The organism is Curtobacterium sp. LFS079 (genome assembly GCF_047977865.1).
GTDB lineage: Bacteria > Actinomycetota > Actinomycetes > Actinomycetales > Micrococcaceae > Arthrobacter.
Genome location: NZ_JBFPFO010000003.1, coordinates 116,186 through 134,379 on the forward strand (window position 1 = coordinate 116,186; position 18,194 = coordinate 134,379).

At 66.5% G+C, this 18,194-nt stretch carries 17 protein-coding genes; 12 read left to right on the forward strand and 5 right to left on the reverse strand.

Annotated elements, in window-relative coordinates:
* Positions 1 to 66: 66 nt before the first annotated feature.
* From ACNQPB_RS06430 to ACNQPB_RS06450, 5 genes are all read left to right on the forward strand, one after another.
* Positions 67 to 1,500 (forward strand): MFS transporter, encoded by a 1,434-nt coding sequence (locus ACNQPB_RS06430; protein ID WP_498750107.1) that lies wholly within the window; start codon positions 67 to 69, stop codon positions 1,498 to 1,500.
* Positions 1,497 to 2,669, forward strand: coding sequence for an amidohydrolase (locus tag ACNQPB_RS06435; protein WP_498750108.1), 1,173 nt, complete (start codon positions 1,497 to 1,499; stop codon positions 2,667 to 2,669). The genes ACNQPB_RS06430 and ACNQPB_RS06435 overlap by 4 nt, the downstream gene beginning before the upstream one ends.
* A gap of 55 nt (positions 2,670 to 2,724) precedes the next feature.
* Positions 2,725 to 3,117 (forward strand): DUF1304 domain-containing protein, encoded by a 393-nt coding sequence (locus ACNQPB_RS06440; RefSeq protein WP_498750110.1) that lies wholly within the window; start codon positions 2,725 to 2,727, stop codon positions 3,115 to 3,117.
* 107 nt (positions 3,118 to 3,224) lie between these two features.
* The gene (locus tag ACNQPB_RS06445; RefSeq protein WP_498750112.1) at positions 3,225 to 4,556 is read left to right on the forward strand and encodes an acyltransferase family protein; all 1,332 of its coding nucleotides are present in this window, start codon (positions 3,225 to 3,227) and stop codon (positions 4,554 to 4,556) included.
* Positions 4,553 to 4,909 (forward strand): GNAT family N-acetyltransferase, encoded by a 357-nt coding sequence (locus ACNQPB_RS06450; protein ID WP_498750114.1) that lies wholly within the window; start codon positions 4,553 to 4,555, stop codon positions 4,907 to 4,909. The genes ACNQPB_RS06445 and ACNQPB_RS06450 overlap by 4 nt, the downstream gene beginning before the upstream one ends.
* A 14-nt stretch (positions 4,910 to 4,923) precedes the next feature.
* Here the strand turns inward: ACNQPB_RS06450 and ACNQPB_RS06455 are convergent, their stop codons facing one another.
* Positions 4,924 to 5,280: a hypothetical protein gene (locus ACNQPB_RS06455; RefSeq protein WP_498750116.1), complete on the reverse strand. Its 357-nt coding sequence runs from the start codon at positions 5,278 to 5,280 to the stop codon at positions 4,924 to 4,926.
* 350 nt (positions 5,281 to 5,630) lie between these two features.
* Positions 5,631 to 6,020: a cupin domain-containing protein gene (locus ACNQPB_RS06460; RefSeq protein WP_498750118.1), complete on the reverse strand. Its 390-nt coding sequence runs from the start codon at positions 6,018 to 6,020 to the stop codon at positions 5,631 to 5,633.
* A 51-nt stretch (positions 6,021 to 6,071) separates the two neighbouring features.
* Here ACNQPB_RS06460 and ACNQPB_RS06465 point away from each other — a divergent pair, with 51 nt between their 5' ends.
* From ACNQPB_RS06465 to ACNQPB_RS06490, 6 genes are all read left to right on the forward strand, one after another.
* On the forward strand, positions 6,072 to 7,055 hold the full coding sequence (locus ACNQPB_RS06465) for a GlxA family transcriptional regulator (RefSeq protein WP_498750120.1): 984 nt from the start codon (positions 6,072 to 6,074) through the stop codon (positions 7,053 to 7,055).
* A gap of 433 nt (positions 7,056 to 7,488) precedes the next feature.
* Entirely contained in the window at positions 7,489 to 9,111 is a 1,623-nt protein-coding gene (locus ACNQPB_RS06470; RefSeq protein WP_498750717.1) for a pyridoxal phosphate-dependent decarboxylase family protein, read from the forward strand.
* Positions 9,108 to 10,460: a lysine N(6)-hydroxylase/L-ornithine N(5)-oxygenase family protein gene (locus ACNQPB_RS06475; protein ID WP_498750122.1), complete on the forward strand. Its 1,353-nt coding sequence runs from the start codon at positions 9,108 to 9,110 to the stop codon at positions 10,458 to 10,460. The genes ACNQPB_RS06470 and ACNQPB_RS06475 overlap by 4 nt, the downstream gene beginning before the upstream one ends.
* The gene (locus ACNQPB_RS06480) at positions 10,457 to 11,098 is read left to right on the forward strand and encodes a GNAT family N-acetyltransferase (RefSeq protein WP_498750124.1); all 642 of its coding nucleotides are present in this window, start codon (positions 10,457 to 10,459) and stop codon (positions 11,096 to 11,098) included. Before ACNQPB_RS06475 ends, ACNQPB_RS06480 begins: the two co-directional genes overlap by 4 nt.
* Positions 11,082 to 12,974, forward strand: coding sequence for an IucA/IucC family protein (locus tag ACNQPB_RS06485; RefSeq protein ID WP_498750125.1), 1,893 nt, complete (start codon positions 11,082 to 11,084; stop codon positions 12,972 to 12,974). The genes ACNQPB_RS06480 and ACNQPB_RS06485 overlap by 17 nt, the downstream gene beginning before the upstream one ends.
* 113 nt (positions 12,975 to 13,087) lie before the next feature.
* Positions 13,088 to 13,357: a hypothetical protein gene (locus ACNQPB_RS06490; RefSeq protein ID WP_498750127.1), complete on the forward strand. Its 270-nt coding sequence runs from the start codon at positions 13,088 to 13,090 to the stop codon at positions 13,355 to 13,357.
* Between the two features lie 17 nt (positions 13,358 to 13,374).
* On the opposite strand, the gene ACNQPB_RS06495 is transcribed toward ACNQPB_RS06490, so the two are convergent.
* On the reverse strand, positions 13,375 to 13,884 hold the full coding sequence (locus ACNQPB_RS06495; RefSeq protein WP_498750129.1) for a tetratricopeptide repeat protein: 510 nt from the start codon (positions 13,882 to 13,884) through the stop codon (positions 13,375 to 13,377).
* 209 nt (positions 13,885 to 14,093) lie between these two features.
* On the opposite strand from ACNQPB_RS06495, the gene ACNQPB_RS06500 reads away from it, so the two are divergent.
* Positions 14,094 to 15,368 carry a flavin-containing monooxygenase gene (locus tag ACNQPB_RS06500; RefSeq protein WP_498750131.1) on the forward strand — a complete coding sequence of 425 codons (1,275 nt, stop codon included), beginning with the start codon at positions 14,094 to 14,096 and terminating at the stop codon, positions 15,366 to 15,368.
* Positions 15,369 to 15,548: 180 nt separating this feature from the next.
* On the opposite strand, the gene ACNQPB_RS06505 is transcribed toward ACNQPB_RS06500, so the two are convergent.
* Together ACNQPB_RS06505 and ACNQPB_RS06510 are read right to left on the reverse strand one after the other, a co-directional pair.
* The gene (locus ACNQPB_RS06505; protein ID WP_498750132.1) at positions 15,549 to 16,988 is read right to left on the reverse strand and encodes an SLC13 family permease; all 1,440 of its coding nucleotides are present in this window, start codon (positions 16,986 to 16,988) and stop codon (positions 15,549 to 15,551) included.
* A 12-nt stretch (positions 16,989 to 17,000) separates the two neighbouring features.
* Complete coding sequence (locus ACNQPB_RS06510; protein ID WP_498750134.1) at positions 17,001 to 18,119, reverse strand: PrpF domain-containing protein; 1,119 nt, start codon at positions 18,117 to 18,119, stop codon at positions 17,001 to 17,003.
* Between the last annotated feature and the right edge of the window lie 75 nt (positions 18,120 to 18,194).

Genomic DNA, 18,194 nt, shown 5'->3' on the forward strand with positions numbered 1-18,194 from the left:
TGCGTGAGGGGCTGAATAATGTTGTGACTCGCGCCACTCCGGGCGCCCCGAACCCCAAGGAAGCATATGGCAAGCAAGACAGTGCCGCCCACGACAGCGCCGTCGGCGACGGCGGACGTCACCCGCAAGGCCGTCCTCGGCATGATCCTGGCAATGGCCCTGGTCGAATCCCTCAGCGGCGTCACACAGGGCTACCTGAATCCGATCCTGCCCGCCCTGGGCCCGGTGTTCGCCATCGACGACCCCACCATCAACGGCATCTTCCTGATCTCCAACGTCAGCTTCGCCGTCCTCACCCCGATCATTTCCCGCCTCGGCGACAGCTACGGCTACCGGCTGGTGCTGCGCTGCTCCACCGTGGTGGTGGCCCTGGGTGCTTTCATGATGGCGTTCTGGCCTTCCCTGTGGACGGTGACGGCCGGCGTCGTCCTGCTGACCTGCGTGGTGGGCTTCATCCCGCTGATGATGGGCATCCTACGCGTCAGCAGCCCCGCCCACACCCGCACCGGCGTCAGCGTAATGATCGGCGTCCTCATGATCACCTTCGGTGCCGGCGGGCTCCTGGCCGGGATCATCGGCGCCTCCCAGCCGACCCTCGGCCTCTGGGTGGCCGTGCCGTTCGCCGTCGTCGGCCTTGTTGCCTCCTTCCTCCTGCCCGACGCCGGAACCCCCACCCGCGAAGGCCTCGCGGTGGTGCCGCTGATGGCTTGCTCGCTGGGTCTGATCGGCTTCGTGGTGGCGCTGTCCATGGGCCCGGAATGGGGCTGGGTCGATGCCCGTACCCTGCTTGCCGGACTGCTCGGGCTTGCACTGCTCGTCGTCTGGGCCAGGATCGACTCCCGGCGGCCGGCAGCCGGCGCAACCCGGCGCTTCATGGACCTGCGCATGCTTGCCAATCCCCGCATCCGCACGGTTTCCCTGGCAACCTTCTTCTTCGGCTTCGCCTCCATCAGCTACTTCGGCACCAACGGCATCTTCCTGCACGCCCACCCGGAAAAGACCGGCTACGGCTTCGCCATGAGCTCCTTCAACATCGCCATCATCCTGGCCCTGGGCTCCGTGTTGTCCCTCGTGTCCTCGCTCCTGACCGCCCGCGTGCTGCGCCGCTTCGGCGAACGGGCAACGCTGGTGTCCGCCGGCGTGCTGCTGGCCGGCGGTTTCGCCGTCATGGCCCTCGCCCATGGTTCCCTGGCCGGATACTGCGCCGGCTTCGCCCTGTTCAACCTCAGCCTGGGCATGTACCAGGCCGGCACCCGGGCCCTGTCCGTGGAGGGCGTCCCCATGGAGGAAACCTCGACGGCGGCCGGCCTGAACGAGCTGGCACTGTCGGTCGGGATCGCGGTGGGCGCCGCCGTCGTGAAGCTGATCTCCTCAAGCACCGCCGACGGCGGGCGGATCAGCGAGGGCGGGCTCTTCGCCATCTGGGGTGCGCTCGCAGTGGCCGCGCTGCTCGCCTCGGTGGCCTCGGCCCGTTACCCGAAGGTGAAGGAGCCGGCATGAGCAACGCAGCCCTTGCGGCCCCGGCGGCCGTGCAGCACCAACTGGAATCCGCCTTGGACCGCTGGGAAGCCGACATCCTCGGCCTGAGCCACGCGATCCACGCGGACCCCGAGCTCAGCGGGGAGGAGTTCCGGGCGGCCAAACGCGTCCGGGCACTGCTCGGCACCGCGGGTTTCGCCTTCGACGCCGTCCAGCCCTCGCTTCCCACCGCGTTCAGTGCCCGGTACGGCAGCGGCAGCCTGGTGGTGGGCCTGTGCGTCGAGTACGACGCCCTGCCGGACATCGGCCACGCCTGCGGGCACAACGTGAACGCCGCCGGCGCGGTAGGCGCCGCCCTGGCGCTCGCCGCCGTCGCCGATAACCTCGGCATCACCGTCAAAGTGCTCGGGACCCCGGCGGAGGAAAGCGTGGGCGGCAAGGTGGCGATGATCGAGGAAGGCTTCTTCGACGACGTCTCGCTGGCCATGATGGCCCACGCCGCCGCCGCGGACGTGGTGGGCGGGAGCTCCCTGGCGATGTGCATGTGGGAGGTGCTCTACGAGGGCCGGCCCGCCCATGCTGCCGCCGCACCGGAGGAAGGCATCAACGCCCTGGACGCCGTGGTGGTGGCGCAGACCGCCCTCGCGCTGGCCAGGCAACAGCTCCCCGCCGGAGCCATCGTCTCGGTGATCGTCACCGAAGGCGGAAGCGCGGTCAACGTCATCCCGGAGCGGGCCCGGGCGAATGTGGAAATGCGCGCCCCGGACATCGCCACCCTGCGCGTGATCGAGGACCGGGTCCGCCGTTGCCTCGAAGCCGGGGCGTTGGCCAGCCGCGCTTCCCTGACCGTGACGCCGTCGGGCAACCCCTACGCCGAACTGCGGCAGGACCGCTACCTGTCCGAGGCCTACCGGGAAGCCATGGTGCTCCGTGGCCGGGACGTCGCATTCGACCCCGCCCCGGTGGCGTCCACGGACATGGGCAACGTTTCATTGCTGGTGCCGAGCATCCATCCGCTGGTGGGCTACGAGGTGGGCGGCGCGGCGCACCACACCGCGGAGTTCGCCGCGCACGGAGCCACCGCCTCGGCGGACCGGGCAGTGCTCGACGCCGCGTTCGGCATGGCGATGGCAGCGGCGGCTGCCGCCGTGGATCCGCGGGAGCGGGAGAGACTGCTTCGGCGGTCCTGAACGGGGTGGGCGCGTGCGGCGCGGGGCCGGTGGGTGGCGCGGCTAGGATCGGTCCATGACCGTCGCATCCTTGGTATTCGCGCTGCTCGCCGGCCTCCTCCACGTGTACATCTTCAGCATGGAATCCATCACCTGGACCCGCCCGGCAACCTGGAAGCGTTTCGGCGTCGCCACCCAGGCCGACGCCGAAACCACCAGGCCCATGGCCTTCAACCAGGGCTTCTACAACCTGTTCCTGGCCGTGGGCGCGCTCGCCGGGATCGGATTCGTGGCCGGCGGGCGCCCGGAGATCGGCTGGACCCTGGTCTTCAGCGCCTGCGGTTCCATGCTGCTGGCGTCGCTGGTCCTGGCGGCCAGCGGGCGGAAGTACCTCCGTCCCGCGGTGCTCCAGGGCACGACGCCGCTCCTCGCCGTCGTGCTCGGCATCCTGGCGGTCGCACTCGGCTGATACTGCCGGGTTGGCACTTAACGGCAGTCCCGCGCGGCACCACTGCCGTTATCTGCCAACTCGGCGGACAATGGAGCCAGCAGGGAACATCAGCCGCAGGGGGCGCGATGGGATTGTTGGGCCATGACAAGGCAGTTGCCGGGCAGGCCGCCAGCGGAGCGCGGCGCGACCCGGTCATCGATATCGCCCGCTTCTTTTGCCTCACCCTGGTGGTCCTCTCGCACTGCATGATGGTCAGCACCGTGCTGCACGCCGACGGCACGGTGGCCTGGGAAAACACCTTGATGGAGCAACGCTGGTTCGAACCCGTGCTCTGGGTGCTGCAGGTCATGCCGTTGTTCTTCGTTCTGGGCGGGATCACCGGTCTGGAGTCCTGGCGGCGGCTGCAGGCCCGCGGCGGAACCGGCGTGGACTACGCGCAACTGCGGCTCCTTCGCCTTGTCCGGCCTGCTACTGCGCTGCTTGCTGTGATGTTCGTGGGGCTGTTTTCCGCGCAGCTCCTGGGGGTCCACCCGCAGGTCGTCCAGCTCATGACCATGGGGGCGGGAATGCCTTTGTGGTTCCTCGCCGCCTACCTCGCCTCCCAGCTGAGCGTCCCGCTGCTGGCCAGGCTGCATGGCCGTGCACCGTGGCTCACGCTTTCGGCCCTCGTGGCCGCGGTGATCGCGGTGGACTGCCTGCGCGGCGCGTTCCCCATTCTCGCCTCGCTCAACATGTTGTTCGTCTGGTGTGCGGTGCAGCAGTTCGGGTTCTTCATCGCCGACGGTTTCCTCGCGGGCCGCAGCAGCGGATGGCTGGTGGGGCTGGTGGCGGGAAGCAACCTGTTGCTCGGGCTGATCACCGGCGCGGGAGTGTATTCCGGGAACATGATCGTGAACCTGAACCCGCCCAACCTCTGCATGCTGCTGCTGGGGCTTTCGCAAGCGGCCACCCTGCAGCTGATCCGTCCGGCGATCGCCTGGCTGGCCCGGGTCCGCTGGGTGCTCCGGATGGTTGCGGTAGCCGGCAGCCGCTCCATGACCATCTACCTCTGGCACCTGCCTCTCCTCGTTGGAATGTCCGGCCTGCTGCTGCTCACCGATTTCCCCAAGCCCGCTGCCGGCACCGCCGAGTGGTGGTGGGCGCGGCCGCTGGTGCTGCTCGCCGTCATTGTGCTGCTGCTGCCGGTCCTGCTGCTGTGTGGCAGGCTTGAAGAACGCCCGACGGCGGCGGTCCACGCGCGGGGCCGCGCGCCTGCCGCGGTGGTGACGGCCGGCGTCGTGGTTTTCATCCCCATGCTGGACGCCGCGCTGAACGGGCTCACGGTCGGTCTGCTGGGCGGGGGTGCGGCGTGCTTCATGCTTGCGGTGCTGCTGCTGGGGCGCGTGGTGGAGCCGGCGCCGGCGGCCCACCGAACACCGTTGCACCCGCGCGGGATACGTGCCAATGTCGAGTCATGACCGAGTTCACGGATTCCCTGGCAGAGTCTTTCCACGGTGACGTCACCACCGTCCGCAACGACAAATTCCACCGTTACGAGCTCCTGGTGAACGGTGAACTGGCGGTCATGTCGCAGTTCATGGACCGGCCCGGCCATATCGATTTCATGCACACGGAGACCAGGGAAAAATTCCGGGGACGCGGCCTGGCGAAGGTGCTGGCGCGGTTCGCCCTGGACGACGTGTTGGCCTCCGGAAAGCGCATCATCCCGCATTGCCCGTACATCGCCGCCTTCCTGCGCCAGCACGAAGGTTATGACCTCGACGTCGACTGGCCGGCCGAGCCGCCCGTCGGAGAGCCGGGCAACGAGTAGGGGTGTTCCGCTGTTCAGGGCAGGTGTCCCCGGCGCTTCTGCCATTGCCATGAGTGCCAGAACAGCAGGGCCACGGTGGTCAGCAACGGGAGCGGCAGCATCTGCGGCAGGGAGTTCATGAGAACGACGAAGAGCGGGCCGTTGGCCGGTCCCTCCACAAGGCCGCCGTAGAAGGTCGGTCCCAAGCTCGCGTTCATGATCCATCCCACGAACAGCACAAGGGCGGCGTTGAGGATCCAGAGCGCCACGATAAACGGGTTGAAGCGGATCTTCCGGATTTCGTCCGGAGCCGCAGCGGGATGATGAAGCACCGCATTTCCGTGCTCGTCGATTTCCCGGAAGCTTGCGCTCGCGTTGGGTCCGTCCTGCATCGTTTCCCCCTGTGATGCCTGCCGTTCGCCCGGCCACGGCGGCCCAAGCGCGTTGCTGTGGACTCTACACGGCTGGTTCCATCGACGGCCGGGATCCTGGCGCCGCTGCCGTTGCCCATCGACGCACTGGTTACCTGCCGATGCTCTCGTTGCCCATCGACGCGCCTCTTCCCTGGCGACGCCCGAATTCCCGTAGCGTCAGGAACAAGGCGTAGCGTAAGGAACAAAGCGCAGCGCCAACCCCGCCCTGGCCCGCTGCGCCAACGGCACGCGCCGGACCCGGCCCTCGATCCGCGAGGCAGCGCCGGATATCGGTATAGCTCAGAGCGGTCATGCCTCTGTGTTTCCCTTCAGGACCTGCCCGCGGCTGGTGGTTCCCCCTGATACCCATTGCCGTCACGGTAGCTCCATTCGGGCTTCCCACCCGCCGCATTCGAGGTGACGGCCGGTCCGACGATGAGGAACCGGGCCTCCTCCGTGGCGATCGGGGCGTGTTCGACGCCTCGTGGCACGGTGAACAAGTCCCCGGGGCGAAGGTCGACATCCCGGTCGCGCAACTGAACGGTGAGGTTCCCTTCGAGCAGCAGGAATGTCTCGTCCTGGTCGTCGTGGCTGTGCCAGTTCACTGCCCCGATACCCTTGGCGACTTTGAACAGGTTCCCGTTGGCTTGGCCGAGGACCTTCTGTGACCAGTATTCCTGCAGCTCGGCTGCCTCATCGAAGACATTGTGCTTACTCATGGTTCAAGTCTTCTGGGTCACCTTCGCCCCTGTGAGTGCTATGAATAGCATGTGCCGAAAGAATCCTCTCAGTCGCGTTCGGTCGCGATCCTCGTGGACCAGGGATCCAACCCCTTTGAGTTCGCCTGCGCCTGCGAAGTATTCGGCACCCGTCGCCGGGAACAGTTCGGATTCGAACTCTATGAAACCCAGGTGGTGAGCGCTCAGCCGTCGACCCTGATGCGGGACGGTCTATTCACCGTCACCGGGGCTGCCGATCTCTCGGCCCTTGAGGCGGCGGACACCATCGTGGTTCCTAACCGCCCCTTCCCCGGCACGCCCAGCCACACGGAGGTCCTGGCCGCCCTCCGACGTGCCCACCGACGGGGAGCCCGGCTCGTCGGCCTCTGTACCGGAGCGTTCACCCTTGCCGAAGCAGGGCTGCTGCACGGACGCCCCGCTGCCGTTCATTGGCAGCTCGCTGAGCAATTCCGGCAACTGCACCCCGACGTCGAGCTCCGGCTGAACGAACTGTACGTCGACGACGGCGACATCCTCACCTCCGCTGGCAGCGCGGCAGCGCTGGACCTCTCCCTGCACATCGTGCGAATCGATCACGGGGCAGAGATCGCCAACAGCGTCAGCCGGCGCCTCGTCTTCGCCGGCTTCCGGGAGGGCGGTCAGCAGCAGTTCATCGACAAGGCGCTCCCTGAATCCCGGCACGTGCCGCTCTCCGCAACCCTGGAATGGGCCAGACGCCGCCTGGAGCTCACCACCGGCGTCACCGACCTCGCCCGCCACGCCAACGTCAGCCCCGCCACCGTGCACCGGCGTTTCCGAGACGAACTCGGCACAACGCCCCTGGCGTGGCTCACTGCGGAACGCGTCCAGCTGGCCCTTCGCATCCTGGAATGTACCCCGGCAACCATGGACGAGGTAGCTCACCGTTCAGGCCTCGGAACCGCAGTAAACCTGCGCACCCTCATCAAACGGCACACCGGACTGTCTCCCAGCGCCTACAGGATGCGATTCAGCGAGTTGGGCGGAGCCACCTGATCGCATACCGAAACCAGGAGTAAATGGTCAGGGTCCTCGACGACTTGGTGGCCCGATGCCGGTGTGCTGTTACAGCTGAACCCAAGCGGTCTCGGTTTCTTCTGATGCATTCTGCTGGATCACCTCCGCGAGCCTGTACGCCGGCCCGCGAGTTTCCGGGGCTCGGCCGTGCTTCTCTTCGGGTGATCGAGCAGAATGTCGCGCAGACGCCGCCGTCCGCCTGCGCCGCCCAGGCAAGCCGGGCAAGCTACCCCACGCCGACCCGCCGGTTCCAGTCAATGCCTTTCGCCCTGTCACACCTCGTGAATTAGGGCACAAAAGTTTGACGAAAAGGTAAGCCTAAGTAAGGCTTGCCTTGCCTAAGAACGCACCGAGTGTTGCGAGGGCATTTGTTCGAACCCAGCGGAAGGAGGCCGACGTGACGTCGCCCAGCATGGAAGTCCGGCCCAATGAAACCGAGCCCAGCGAAGAGCCCGGTGCCGAGGACGGGACCGCCCCGGAAGGGGACTTCGGGTCCAGCGTGGAGCTTGCCCTCGCGGCCACCAATCAGCTTTTCAATGCGCGGAACTCGCCCAGTTACGTCGCGCAGGTGCTACAGGGTGTCAACGCCGTGGCCACCAAGGTTCAGCGGACCGACCGGCCGTTCACCGGCGTCGGGCATGCAGGGCTCAAGGCGAAAGTGGACGCCGTCGACCTCAGCCGCCCGCTCCGGGACACCGCCGCCGCCCTCGAGGAGCTCGACGAGCTTTACCTCAAGGACGCCATCTATTTCCATGACTCCCGCTACGCCGCGCACCTGAATTGCCCGGTGGTGATCCCGGCCTTGGTTGGCGAAGCCGTGCTCTCGGCCGTCAACTCCTCGATGGACACCTGGGACCAGAGTGCCGGCGCCACCATGATCGAGCGCCGCCTCATCGACTGGACCGCCGAACGCCTCGGCTTCGGCGATGCTGCCGACGGCGTGTTCACCTCCGGCGGCAGCCAGTCCAACCTCCAGGCCCTCCTGATCGCCCGCAACCATGCCGTCGCCAAACTCCGTGCCGCCAACCCCGAAGGCGACGCGCGCCTCCCGCAACTGCTGGACCGGCTGCGCATCTTCACCTCGGAGGACAGCCACTTCAGCATCCAGAAGTCGGCTTCCATGCTGGGCCTCGGTTTCGACGCCGTCGTGGCCGTCCCGACCGCCGCGGACCGCCGCATGGACCCCGCGGCGCTGGCCGCCGCCCTTGCCGAAACGCACGACGCCGGCCTGGTGCCGATGGCGGTCGTCGCCACCGCCGGGACCACGGACTTCGGTGCGATCGACCCGCTCGCAGAGCTCGCGGCCCTGGCCCGCGCCTACGACTCCTGGCTGCACGTCGATGCCGCCTACGGTGGCGGCCTGCTGGTCTCCAACCGTCACCGCCACCTGATCGAGGGAACCCACCTGGCCGACTCCGTGACCGTGGACTACCACAAGACCTTCTTCCAGCCCGTGAGTTCCAGCGCCGTGCTGCTCCGCGACGGCGCCCTGCTGCGCCATGTCACCTACTACGCGGACTACCTCAACCCGGAGAGCGCCGCCAAGGCCCAGGTCCCAAACCAGGTGGACAAGAGCATCCAGACCACGCGCCGCTTCGACGCCCTGAAGCTGTGGCTGACCCTGCGCACCATGGGCGCCAACGCCATCGGAGCCCTGTTCGACGAAGCCATCGACCTTACCGGCCGGGTCGGCGCGCTGCTGGCCGAGGACCCGGACTTCGAGCTCGCCGCCGAGCCCCGGCTGAGCACCATCGTGTTCCGCTACCGGCCTGTTGTTGAAAGCGTCCGTCTCGACGAGGCCGCCGCCGACCGGCTCAACCCCGCCATCCGCGCCGCCGTCTTCGCCTCCGGGGAGGCCGTGGTGGCCGGCACGAAGGTGGACGGGCACCACTACCTGAAGCTCACCCTCCTCAACGCCGAGGCGAGCCGGAACGACATCCGCGAAATCATCGAGCTCCTGCGCCGCACCGGCGCCGGCCTGCTCGCCACCCCGGGCAACAACACCAGCACCGACAGCAAGGGCAACGCAGCATGAGCACCACGGACGCCGCCCCGGATTCCGGCCGCATCTACGACCTCGCCGGCATCGGCCTCGGGCCCTTCAACCTGGGCCTGGCCGCCCTGAGCGAGCCGATCGACGGCCTGGACGCCGTCTTCCTTGAACGCCGGGAGTCCTTCGACTGGCACCCGGGCATGATGCTGGAGCCGGCGCACCTGCAGGTTCCCTTTATTGCGGACCTGGTCACTCTGGCCGATCCGAAGTCGAAGTTTTCCTTCCTGAACTTCCTCAAGCAGACCGGCCGGCTGTACCGCTTCTACATCCGGGAGAACTTCTATCCGCTGCGCGCCGAGTTCAATCAGTACTGCCAGTGGGTGGCCGGCCAGCTGGACTCCGTGCGTTTTAGCGCGGATGTGCTGGATGTTTCCTACGACGACGGCGTGTACACCCTTTCCGTGCAGGGTCCGGAAGGCGAGGAGGTGCTGCGGGCGCGGCGGCTGGTGCTCGGGACGGGCACCAGCCCGTACATTCCGGCAGCCTGTGCAGGGATAGTGTCAGACGACAGGGCGGGCGGACTTGTCCTCCACAACGCCGAATACCTGTCGAGGAAGAGTGAGCTGCAGGCCAAGGGCAGCATCACCATCGTCGGCAGCGGCCAGAGCGCCGCGGAGATCTATTACGAGTTGCTCCAGGAAATCGACGTGCACGGCTACCAGCTGAACTGGGTGACGCGTTCGGGTCGCTTCTTCCCGCTGGAGTACACCAAGCTCACCCTGGAGATGACGTCCCCGGAGTATGTGGACTACTTTCACTCCCTCCCGGCTGGGCAGCGGGATTCGCTGATCGACAGCCAGAAGAACCTGTACAAGGGCATCAACTCGGACCTGATCGAGGAGATCTACGACCTCCTCTATACGAAGAGCCTCTCCGGCATGGTGGACACGCAGCTCTTCACGCACTCCTCCCTCAACGCCGCTGGCTGGGACGCCGACAAGGGCACCCACACCCTGGAACTGCGCCATGAAGAACACGGCCGGGACTTCAGCTTGGACTCCGAGGCCGTCATCCTCGCCACCGGCTACAAGTATCAGGAACCCGGCTTCCTGACCGGCATCGAGGACCGCATCCGGCGCGACTACCGCGGACGGTTCGACGTCGCGCGCAACTACAGCACCGGCGTCGAACCCGGCGAAATCTTCGTCCAGAACGCCGAACTGCACACCCACGGCTTCGTGACGCCGGATCTCGGCATGGCCGCGCACCGCAACTCCTGGATCCTGCGCGAAATCACCGGCCGCGAGGTCTACCCGATCGAACGCAGCATCGCCTTCCAGCAGTTCGGGGCACCTGTCATGGCCGACTCGCCGGTGGCGGTGAACGCATGAGCTTCACCTTCCGCCCCGTCGACCCGGTCGCCGACGCACCTCTCCTCCACAGCTGGGTGAGCCGGCCGTACGCCCGCTTCTGGGGCATGTTGTCCTCCACAGTCCAGGACGTTGTGGAGGAATACTCGCGGATCGCGGCAACCGGACACCACCAGGCGTTCCTGGGGCTCGACGACGGCGTCCCCGCCTTCCTCATGGAGCGGTACCTGCCGGGCGAATCACCTCTGGCGGACGTCTACGAGGTGCAGCCGTGGGACATCGGCATGCACCTGCTCGTAGCCCCGCCCTCCGGCGGCCCCCGGACCGGCTTCACCACCGCCGTCATGCAGTCCGTGATGGCGTACCTGTTCGAGGACCCGTGGGTCGAACGGGTGGTCGTCGAGCCCGACGCCCGGAACCACAAGATCCACATGCTCAACGAACGGGTGGGCTTCCGGCCCGAGCGGGTGGTGACGCTGCCCGCCGTGCCTGCCCAGGAGAACAGCCCCTCCGAAAACCATAAGGAAGCCCTCCTCAGCTTCTGTACGCGGGCCGAATTCCTCGCGACCCTGACTCCCGTTCTTGCCGCCGCTCCGGCGGGACCGCACGCGAACCCATTGCCGAACCAGCAGGAGAGAGCCGATGACCAGCATTCTTGAAGAGACAACCCGGGACACCGCTTCAGTGGAGCACCTGAACCCCGAACGCTGGGCGGCCGCCAACCGCCACCTGGTCCGCAAGGCCATCGCGGAGTTCTCCCATGAGCGCATCCTGGTGCCGGACCTGCTGCAGCACGCAGCGGGCAACGGGGCCGGCGCCGGCGTCGGGCTGTACCGCCTGGTGAGCGACGACGCCGCGGTGGAGTACCGCTTCGAGGCGACCGTCCTGGAGCTGGACCACTGGAGCATCCCGGCGGAATCGATCACCCGGACGTCCCATGGGCCGGTTGCGGTGGGGGAGGGCGGACACGGAGACGGGCCCAGCGAGCTGCCGCTCGACGCCCTGGACTTCATCACCGAATTCCGCGACACCCTGGCCATCCGCGAGGAACAGCTTCCGGTCTACCTGGAGGAAATCAGCAGCACCCTCGCCGGCCATGCCTACAAGCAGGGCAACCCCCTGCGCGCGGCGGAGCTCGCGGCCGGCATCACGGGCGGGGCGGACGTCGCAGCCGACTTCCAGGCGATTGAACGCACCATGAGCGAAGGGCACCCGTGCTTCGTGGCCAACAACGGCCGGCTGGGCTTCGGGATCGCGGACTACCACGCCTTCGCCCCGGAAAGCGGTGCGGCCGTGCAGCTGCAGTGGGTCGCGGCGCACCGCAGCAAGGCCGTGTTCACCTCCAGCGCCGGCCTGGGCTACCGTGCCCATTTTGAGGCCGAACTTGGCCCAGATATCCTGGCCTGTTTCGATGCGGAGCTTTCCGCGTGGGGCCTGAACCCGCAGGACTACCTCCTCATGCCGGTGCACCCCTGGCAGTGGGAGAACAAACTCGCCGTGACGTTCGCGGCGGAGATCGCCCAACGGCACATCGTCCACCTCGGCGCGGGACCTGACGCCTACCAGGCGCAGCAGTCCATCCGCACGTTTTTTAACACGAGTGCGCCAAATAAGAGCTACGTCAAAACGGCCATGTCCGTGCTGAACATGGGCTTCATGCGCGGCCTCTCGCCGCAATACATGAAAGCCACCCCGGCGATCAACGACTGGCTGCAGGAGCTCATCGCACGCGACCCCGAACTGCAGGAACGCGGCCTGGCCGTGATCCGCGAGTCTGCGGCGATCGGCTACCACAACCACTACTACGAGGCCGCTTCGGCCAAGGGCTCGGCGTACCGCAAGATGCTTTCCGCCCTGTGGAGGGAAAGTCCCTTGCCCCTGCTGGAGAACGGGCAGCAACTGGCGACGATGGCCTCGCTGCTGCATGTGGACCCCGACGGCGGCTCCATGGCCTCGGCGCTCATCAAACGCTCCGGACTGGAGCCCGCGGAGTGGCTGCGGCACTACCTCGAGGCCTACCTGGTCCCGCTGATCCACTGCCTTTTCGAATACGAACTGGCCTTCATGCCGCACGGCGAGAACGTCATCCTGGTACTGGAAAACGGCGTGCCCGTCCGCGCCATCATGAAGGACATCGGCGAGGAAATCGTGGTGATGGGGGAGCGGCTCGAACTGCCGGAGGAAATCTCCCGCATCAAGGCCGACATCCCCGCCGAGGAGATGGTCCTGGCCATCTTCACGGACGTCTTCGACTGCATCTTCCGCTTCCTGTCGGCAATCCTCGCGGAGGACGGAACGCTTGGGGAGGACGAGTTCTGGAAGGTGACGGCCGGCGTCGTACGCGAATACCAGGGGCGGCACCCGGAACTGGCGGAGCAGTTCGCCATGCACGATCTCTTCGCCCCGGACTTCGAGCTGTCCTGCCTGAACCGTCTGCAGCTGCGCAACAACCAGCGCATGCTGGACCTCAGTGATCCTTCGGGCGGGCTGCAGATGGCCGGCCGCCTGAAGAACCCGCTGGCGCGGTTCGCGTGACGGGGCGGTAGGCATGCCGAAGCCGAGGTGCCGCCCCTCGTAAATGTCCCGGATCTGTGCTGTCCTGATTTCATCGGGCCCGGGCTCATCCGGGCCATGGCAAGGCGGTCGGCATGGTTGAGCGGCATGATCATTGGAGGCTGATCGGCCGCGAGGAACTGCGCGGCACCCTCACGGGGATCTGTGCTTTCGTTGCCCTACTCAGCTGGTGGATAGGGCTGACGGGCTATGTGAATGCGGGCGGATTCGCCACCGGGCTCGGCGGAATCCTTGCGTTTCTCCTCCTGCCGGCATGGATCACGGCATTGGCCATCCTGCTTGTAAGAGTCAGGATCCGCAACGCCCGAAAGGGCGGCACGGGACCCCGCCGGCCTGCGAAATGAACCGCTGATCCCGGGCTTCAGCCTTCGTCCGTCGTCGCCGGCTTTTCCAGCAGGGCCCGGGCGTAGTTCTTCATCGAGCGCTGGTACCGCGGAAGATGCGGTGCCAGCGCCGTGAGGGCGAGCGAGAGGCCTTCACGCTCCCGCCCGGTGTCGGCGAGGGCAAGGGCCAGAACGGCGTCCACCGCGTCGGAAAGGTGGTCCTCGCCGCGGCCGCGCTCGTCCGTGAGCATCGCGACGCTGATGTCCGGCCGGCCCAGGTTCCGCAGGGAGCTCGCAAGCTGGATGACGGCCCGACGGCGGCGCTCACCTTCCAGCCCCGCCTCCAGTGCCCTGCCGTACAGGGGAACAGCGCGCTCCGGATAGCCGGTCGAATCGTAGGCGGCGGCGAGCTCGAAGTCGGCGTCCGCAGTGCCGGCGGGCAGTTCCGCGCAGAGCATTTTCATCGCGGAATGGAAGTCGTCCCGCTCGTGGTCATCCAGCGAAGCCCATAGGGCGGCGACGCGTTCTTCCCACTCACGGCTCTGCATACGGACAAGCGTAGCGGGCGCCGGGAAGCAGCCGGGCGCGTCGCCCATGGCACTTGCGGAAGGAGCCCGAACTGCATCGGATATTCAGATTTCCTTGGCCGGTTTTATTTGCTATGCAGATGCAATTCGGCGCGTGATGATGGGTAAAACCCGTCACCCAGGGCGCGATCTTTGATGTCGTGCCCGTCAAGTTACATAGGAGTATTGACATGGCTAGCCAAGAGGTTGAGGTCCTCGTTGTAGGCGCAGGTCAGGCCGGGATCGCGATGAGCGAGCATTTGAGCGACCGCGGAATTTCGCACCTCGTCCTGGAGCGGGACCGCATTGCCGGGCGGTGGCGCTCCATGCGGTGGGATTCCCTGGTTGCGAACGGGCCGGCCTGGCATGACCGCTTTCCCGGGCTGGAGTTCACCGGCCTTGGGCCCGGCGACTTCGCTTCGAAGGAACAGGTCGCTGACTACTTTGAGGCCTACGCGGCGAAGATCGATGCGCCGGTGCGCTGCGGCGTCGAGGTGACGTCCGTGCGCAGGAAGGCCGGTGCGCCCGGATTCCACGTGGAGACAAGCGACGGCGACTTCGACGCCCGCTATGTCATCGCCGCAACGGGACCTTTCCAGAAACCGGTGATCCCCGCCGTCGTACCTGAGGCCGCCGGGCTCGTGCAGATCCATTCCAGCGCGTACCGCAATCCGGAACAGCTGCCCGACGGCGGCGTCCTGGTGGTGGGGGCCGGTTCCTCCGGTGTGCAGATCGCCGCGGAGATCCAGCGCTCCGGCCGGCAGGTGCACCTTTCGGTCGGCCCGCACGACCGTCCCCCGCGGAGCTACCGCGGACGTGACTTCTGCTGGTGGCTCGGGGTGCTCGGGATGTGGGACGCTTCCACGCCTGCCCAAGGGGCGGAGCACGTCACCATCGCTGTCAGCGGGGCCGACGGCGGCCACACTGTCGACTTCCGGGCCCTCGCCGAAGAAGGCATCAAGCTCACCGGCAGGACCCTTTCCTTCGATAACGGAACCATGGGCTTTGGTCCGGACCTCCGCGACAATGTCGCCAACGGCGACGCACATTACCTGGAGTTGCTCGACCTGGCCGACGAATACATCGAGCGCAACGGCCTCGATCTTCCCGAGGAGCCCGAAGCCCGCACAATGCGGCCGGACCCGGAATGCCTGAGCGAACCGATCCGCGAACTCGACCTCGCTGACGCCGGAATCCGCTCGATCGTCTGGGCCACCGGCTTCGCGGTCGACTACAGCTGGCTGCAGGTGGACGCGTTCGACGAGAAGGGCAAGCCACGGCAGCAGCGCGGGGTGTCTTCCGAGCCCGGCATCTACTTCCTCGGCCTGCCTTGGCAGTCCCGCCGCGGCTCGAGCTTCATCTGGGGTGTGTGGCATGACGCCAAGTACGTTGCCGACCAGATTTCGATCCAGCGCAGCTACCTGGCCCACAACGAACAGCACGCGCTCGTGGCGGGCGGGGTCTGACGGGGTGCCGGCTGGAGTGGCTGGCTAGGCATGGACAAGGCAAAGGCAGGGCGGCTGGAATAGCCGCCCTGCCTTTGGTGCGTACGGGGTGTTCCTGCGCCCGTCTTTCGGGTCTCCTGTTGCGCCGGAGGGCAGGTTCCCGTGCGCTTGCCGGACACGGGTCCGACGGTCTTGTGCCGGCTACATGATGCCCGTCGGCACCAGCAGGGCCCAGGCCAGCGCCGGCGCGACGAGAACAACGCCGCCTGCGTACGCCATGAGCTGGCGGTAGACCCGCTGCCGGTCGGCGTCGCGTGCATTGGCCACGACGAGCGCTCCGTCCGTTGAGAAGGGCGAGACGTCCACCACGGTGGCGGCAATGGACAGGGCGGCGACAGTTCCCGAGGCGCTCAGCGAACTGCTTGCCAGCAGGGGACCGGCCAGGGGAATGAACGCGGTCAGCAGGGCGGTGGAGGACGCGAACGCGGATCCGACACCGATGACGTAGCAGAGGACGAGGGCGATCAGCAGCGGCGCGCCGAGTGCCAGGGCCTGTTCGGCGAGGGTGTCGATGACGCCGACGTGCTGGAGCAAGGAGACATAGGTGATCATGCCCGCCACCAGCAGGACAGTGGACCAGGAGACACCGCCGATGAAGGTCTTGTGTTCCTTGATGTTGACGAAGGCCAGGAGCAGGCCTGCGGACAGCGCAACGAATCCGATCGGCATGTGGAAGCCCAGCGTGCACACAAGGATCGCGAGGATCAGGGCCAAGGTGAGCATCTGCTGTCCGTTGGGACGGCCGATGCGGGGAGTGCCCAGCCCGGCGTACTCGTTGGCGTGTTTGTCGCGCAGCTTCCCGAAGAGGGCGAACACCACAATGGTCAGTACAGAGAGGATGAGATTGAGGGCAAAGCTGGCCAGGAACAGTGCGCCTTGGTCGACGGGAAATCCATTCTTGTGGGCGATATCGTGGACCAGCACGCCGGCAACGGAGAGCGGCGAGAAGCCGCCGGCATGGGCGCCGTTGATGACGAAGGCGCCCATCAGGACTGGGTGGATCCGCGACTCGTAGGCAAGTCCGAGGGCTGCCGGCGCCAGCAGGGCCACTGCGGCCGGGCTGAAGGTGCCGAGTGAAGTCAGGGCCGCAGCCATGAGGAAGAACACCCATGGCAGCAGCATGGTTTTTCCCCTCACCATGCGGACGCAGGTCTGCACAATGATGTCGATCGAGCCGTTCCGCTGGGCCATGCTGAAGAAGTAGGTGACGCCGATGATCGTCAGGACGATAGTCGCCGGGAACTCGTCCAGAATCTGCTTGTCGCTCATTCCTAGGACGAAGTAGCCTACGCCGAAGGAAGCAACAAGTCCCATCACACCGATGTTCAAAGGCCACTTCGTGGCAACCACGAACATCACCACAAGGATGACGAGCGGGATGATCTGCGTGGCGGTCATGGTCGGCTCCGATTCCGAGGCAGCCGTTGGGTTGCCCAGGACACCACCGAACAGGAGGGCGATCAAGCCCAGGACAGTGATGGCAGCTGCCGTCACCAGCAGGATACGACGGCGGCGCTTGGTCCGCCGGGAGCGGTCTTCAAGGGTGGTGCCGGGTGTGGTTTTTTCTGCGGTCTTAGTCATGATGCTCTCTCTTCATCGAGTAGCGCTGGCGAGGGAGGCGCCGACGGTGCTGCCGACGACCTCGGGGAGGTGGATGGTGGTGGAAGCGATGGTGCGGGCTGTTCGGTCCACGCCGACGAACTGGGATCCGTCCCGTTCCTCGCTCCAGGTTTCAATCACTCCGGCGGGCGTGCGCAGCCGCAGGGTGGGTTGAAGATTGTTGCTCATGAAGTCGTTCATGACGGTGCCCGGGGTGCGGGCGGCGAGTGTCAGGGCGATGCTTCCGGTGATTGCCAGGGCCGGGTGTGGCTTGCCCATGGAGAGCATCATGACGCTGACGTCGCTTTCCCGGTCGGACCGGGCGGGGGGAGCAACAATCGCGACCTTGGGCACGGCGCGCGCCGCGTCGTCGGCGGTTGCCGCCAGTCCCATCCGGACGGCGGCTTCACGTCGAATCCGCTCCAGGGTTTGCAGTTGCAGTTCGACGCCGTCGGCCCAGCTTTCGTGCCGTTCCGGGTCAAGGCCGAGATCCTCTGCCCGGAGGATTACCACCGGAGCTCCGGCGTCGACCATGGAGACGGTCCAGCGGGTCCCGCCGGCAGTCACAGTGTCGCGGGCCGCCCCGGTCGGCAGGAGCCTGCCCGTGGTCTTGCCCGCAGGATCCTGGAACCCAAGCCCAACCTGGTAGCCCGGGAACGGTACCCCCGGCATGTGCGCTTGAGGCGTGATGGGCAGCGCTCCCGAGGGAGTGGCCACCCGCTGGATGATGATCTGACCGGTGTTCGTGTTGCGTGTAACGATCCGGGTGACGTCGCCTGTAGGCACCACCCAGCCTTTTTCGATGGCGTAAAGACCGACCACTGCCGAGCAGTTGCCGCAGTTGCTGCCCCAATCCACTGCTGCTTCTTCAATGCCGACTTGCGCGAAGGTGAACTCGACGTCGACATCCTCGCCGAGGGGTCGGTTGAGGATCATGGCCTTGCTGGTTGTTGAGGTTGCCCCGCCAACGCCGTCGATCTGCCGGTGGTCGGGACTGCCAAAGAGCCGCGGAAGTAATACGTCCGGGCTCGTTTGGGTCTCTTCCAGATGCGCCGTTTCGAACACCCAGCATTTACTGGTGCCACCGCGCATCCATTCCGCGTCGATCTTCATGATCTCGTCCTTGCTCTCCGAGGCCCCAAATGTTGAAGGGGATACTTCGAGATTGAGCCACATCACAAATGAAGA

Coding starts and splice junctions, on each gene's coding strand:
- ACNQPB_RS06470 (WP_498750717.1), top strand. CDS start 7,489: ATGGAAGTCCGGCCCAATGAAACCGAGCCCAGCGAAGAGCCCGGTGCC.
- ACNQPB_RS06480 (WP_498750124.1), top strand. CDS start 10,457: ATGAGCTTCACCTTCCGCCCCGTCGACCCGGTCGCCGACGCACCTCTC.
- ACNQPB_RS06435 (WP_498750108.1), top strand. CDS start 1,497: ATGAGCAACGCAGCCCTTGCGGCCCCGGCGGCCGTGCAGCACCAACTG.
- ACNQPB_RS06430 (WP_498750107.1), top strand. CDS start 67: ATGGCAAGCAAGACAGTGCCGCCCACGACAGCGCCGTCGGCGACGGCG.
- ACNQPB_RS06445 (WP_498750112.1), top strand. CDS start 3,225: ATGGGATTGTTGGGCCATGACAAGGCAGTTGCCGGGCAGGCCGCCAGC.
- ACNQPB_RS06460 (WP_498750118.1), bottom strand. CDS start 6,020: ATGAGTAAGCACAATGTCTTCGATGAGGCAGCCGAGCTGCAGGAATAC.
- ACNQPB_RS06510 (WP_498750134.1), bottom strand. CDS start 18,119: ATGAAGATCGACGCGGAATGGATGCGCGGTGGCACCAGTAAATGCTGG.
- ACNQPB_RS06505 (WP_498750132.1), bottom strand. CDS start 16,988: ATGACTAAGACCGCAGAAAAAACCACACCCGGCACCACCCTTGAAGAC.
- ACNQPB_RS06475 (WP_498750122.1), top strand. CDS start 9,108: ATGAGCACCACGGACGCCGCCCCGGATTCCGGCCGCATCTACGACCTC.
- ACNQPB_RS06500 (WP_498750131.1), top strand. CDS start 14,094: ATGGCTAGCCAAGAGGTTGAGGTCCTCGTTGTAGGCGCAGGTCAGGCC.
- ACNQPB_RS06440 (WP_498750110.1), top strand. CDS start 2,725: ATGACCGTCGCATCCTTGGTATTCGCGCTGCTCGCCGGCCTCCTCCAC.
- ACNQPB_RS06485 (WP_498750125.1), top strand. CDS start 11,082: ATGACCAGCATTCTTGAAGAGACAACCCGGGACACCGCTTCAGTGGAG.
- ACNQPB_RS06490 (WP_498750127.1), top strand. CDS start 13,088: ATGGTTGAGCGGCATGATCATTGGAGGCTGATCGGCCGCGAGGAACTG.
- ACNQPB_RS06450 (WP_498750114.1), top strand. CDS start 4,553: ATGACCGAGTTCACGGATTCCCTGGCAGAGTCTTTCCACGGTGACGTC.
- ACNQPB_RS06495 (WP_498750129.1), bottom strand. CDS start 13,884: ATGCAGAGCCGTGAGTGGGAAGAACGCGTCGCCGCCCTATGGGCTTCG.
- ACNQPB_RS06455 (WP_498750116.1), bottom strand. CDS start 5,280: ATGCAGGACGGACCCAACGCGAGCGCAAGCTTCCGGGAAATCGACGAG.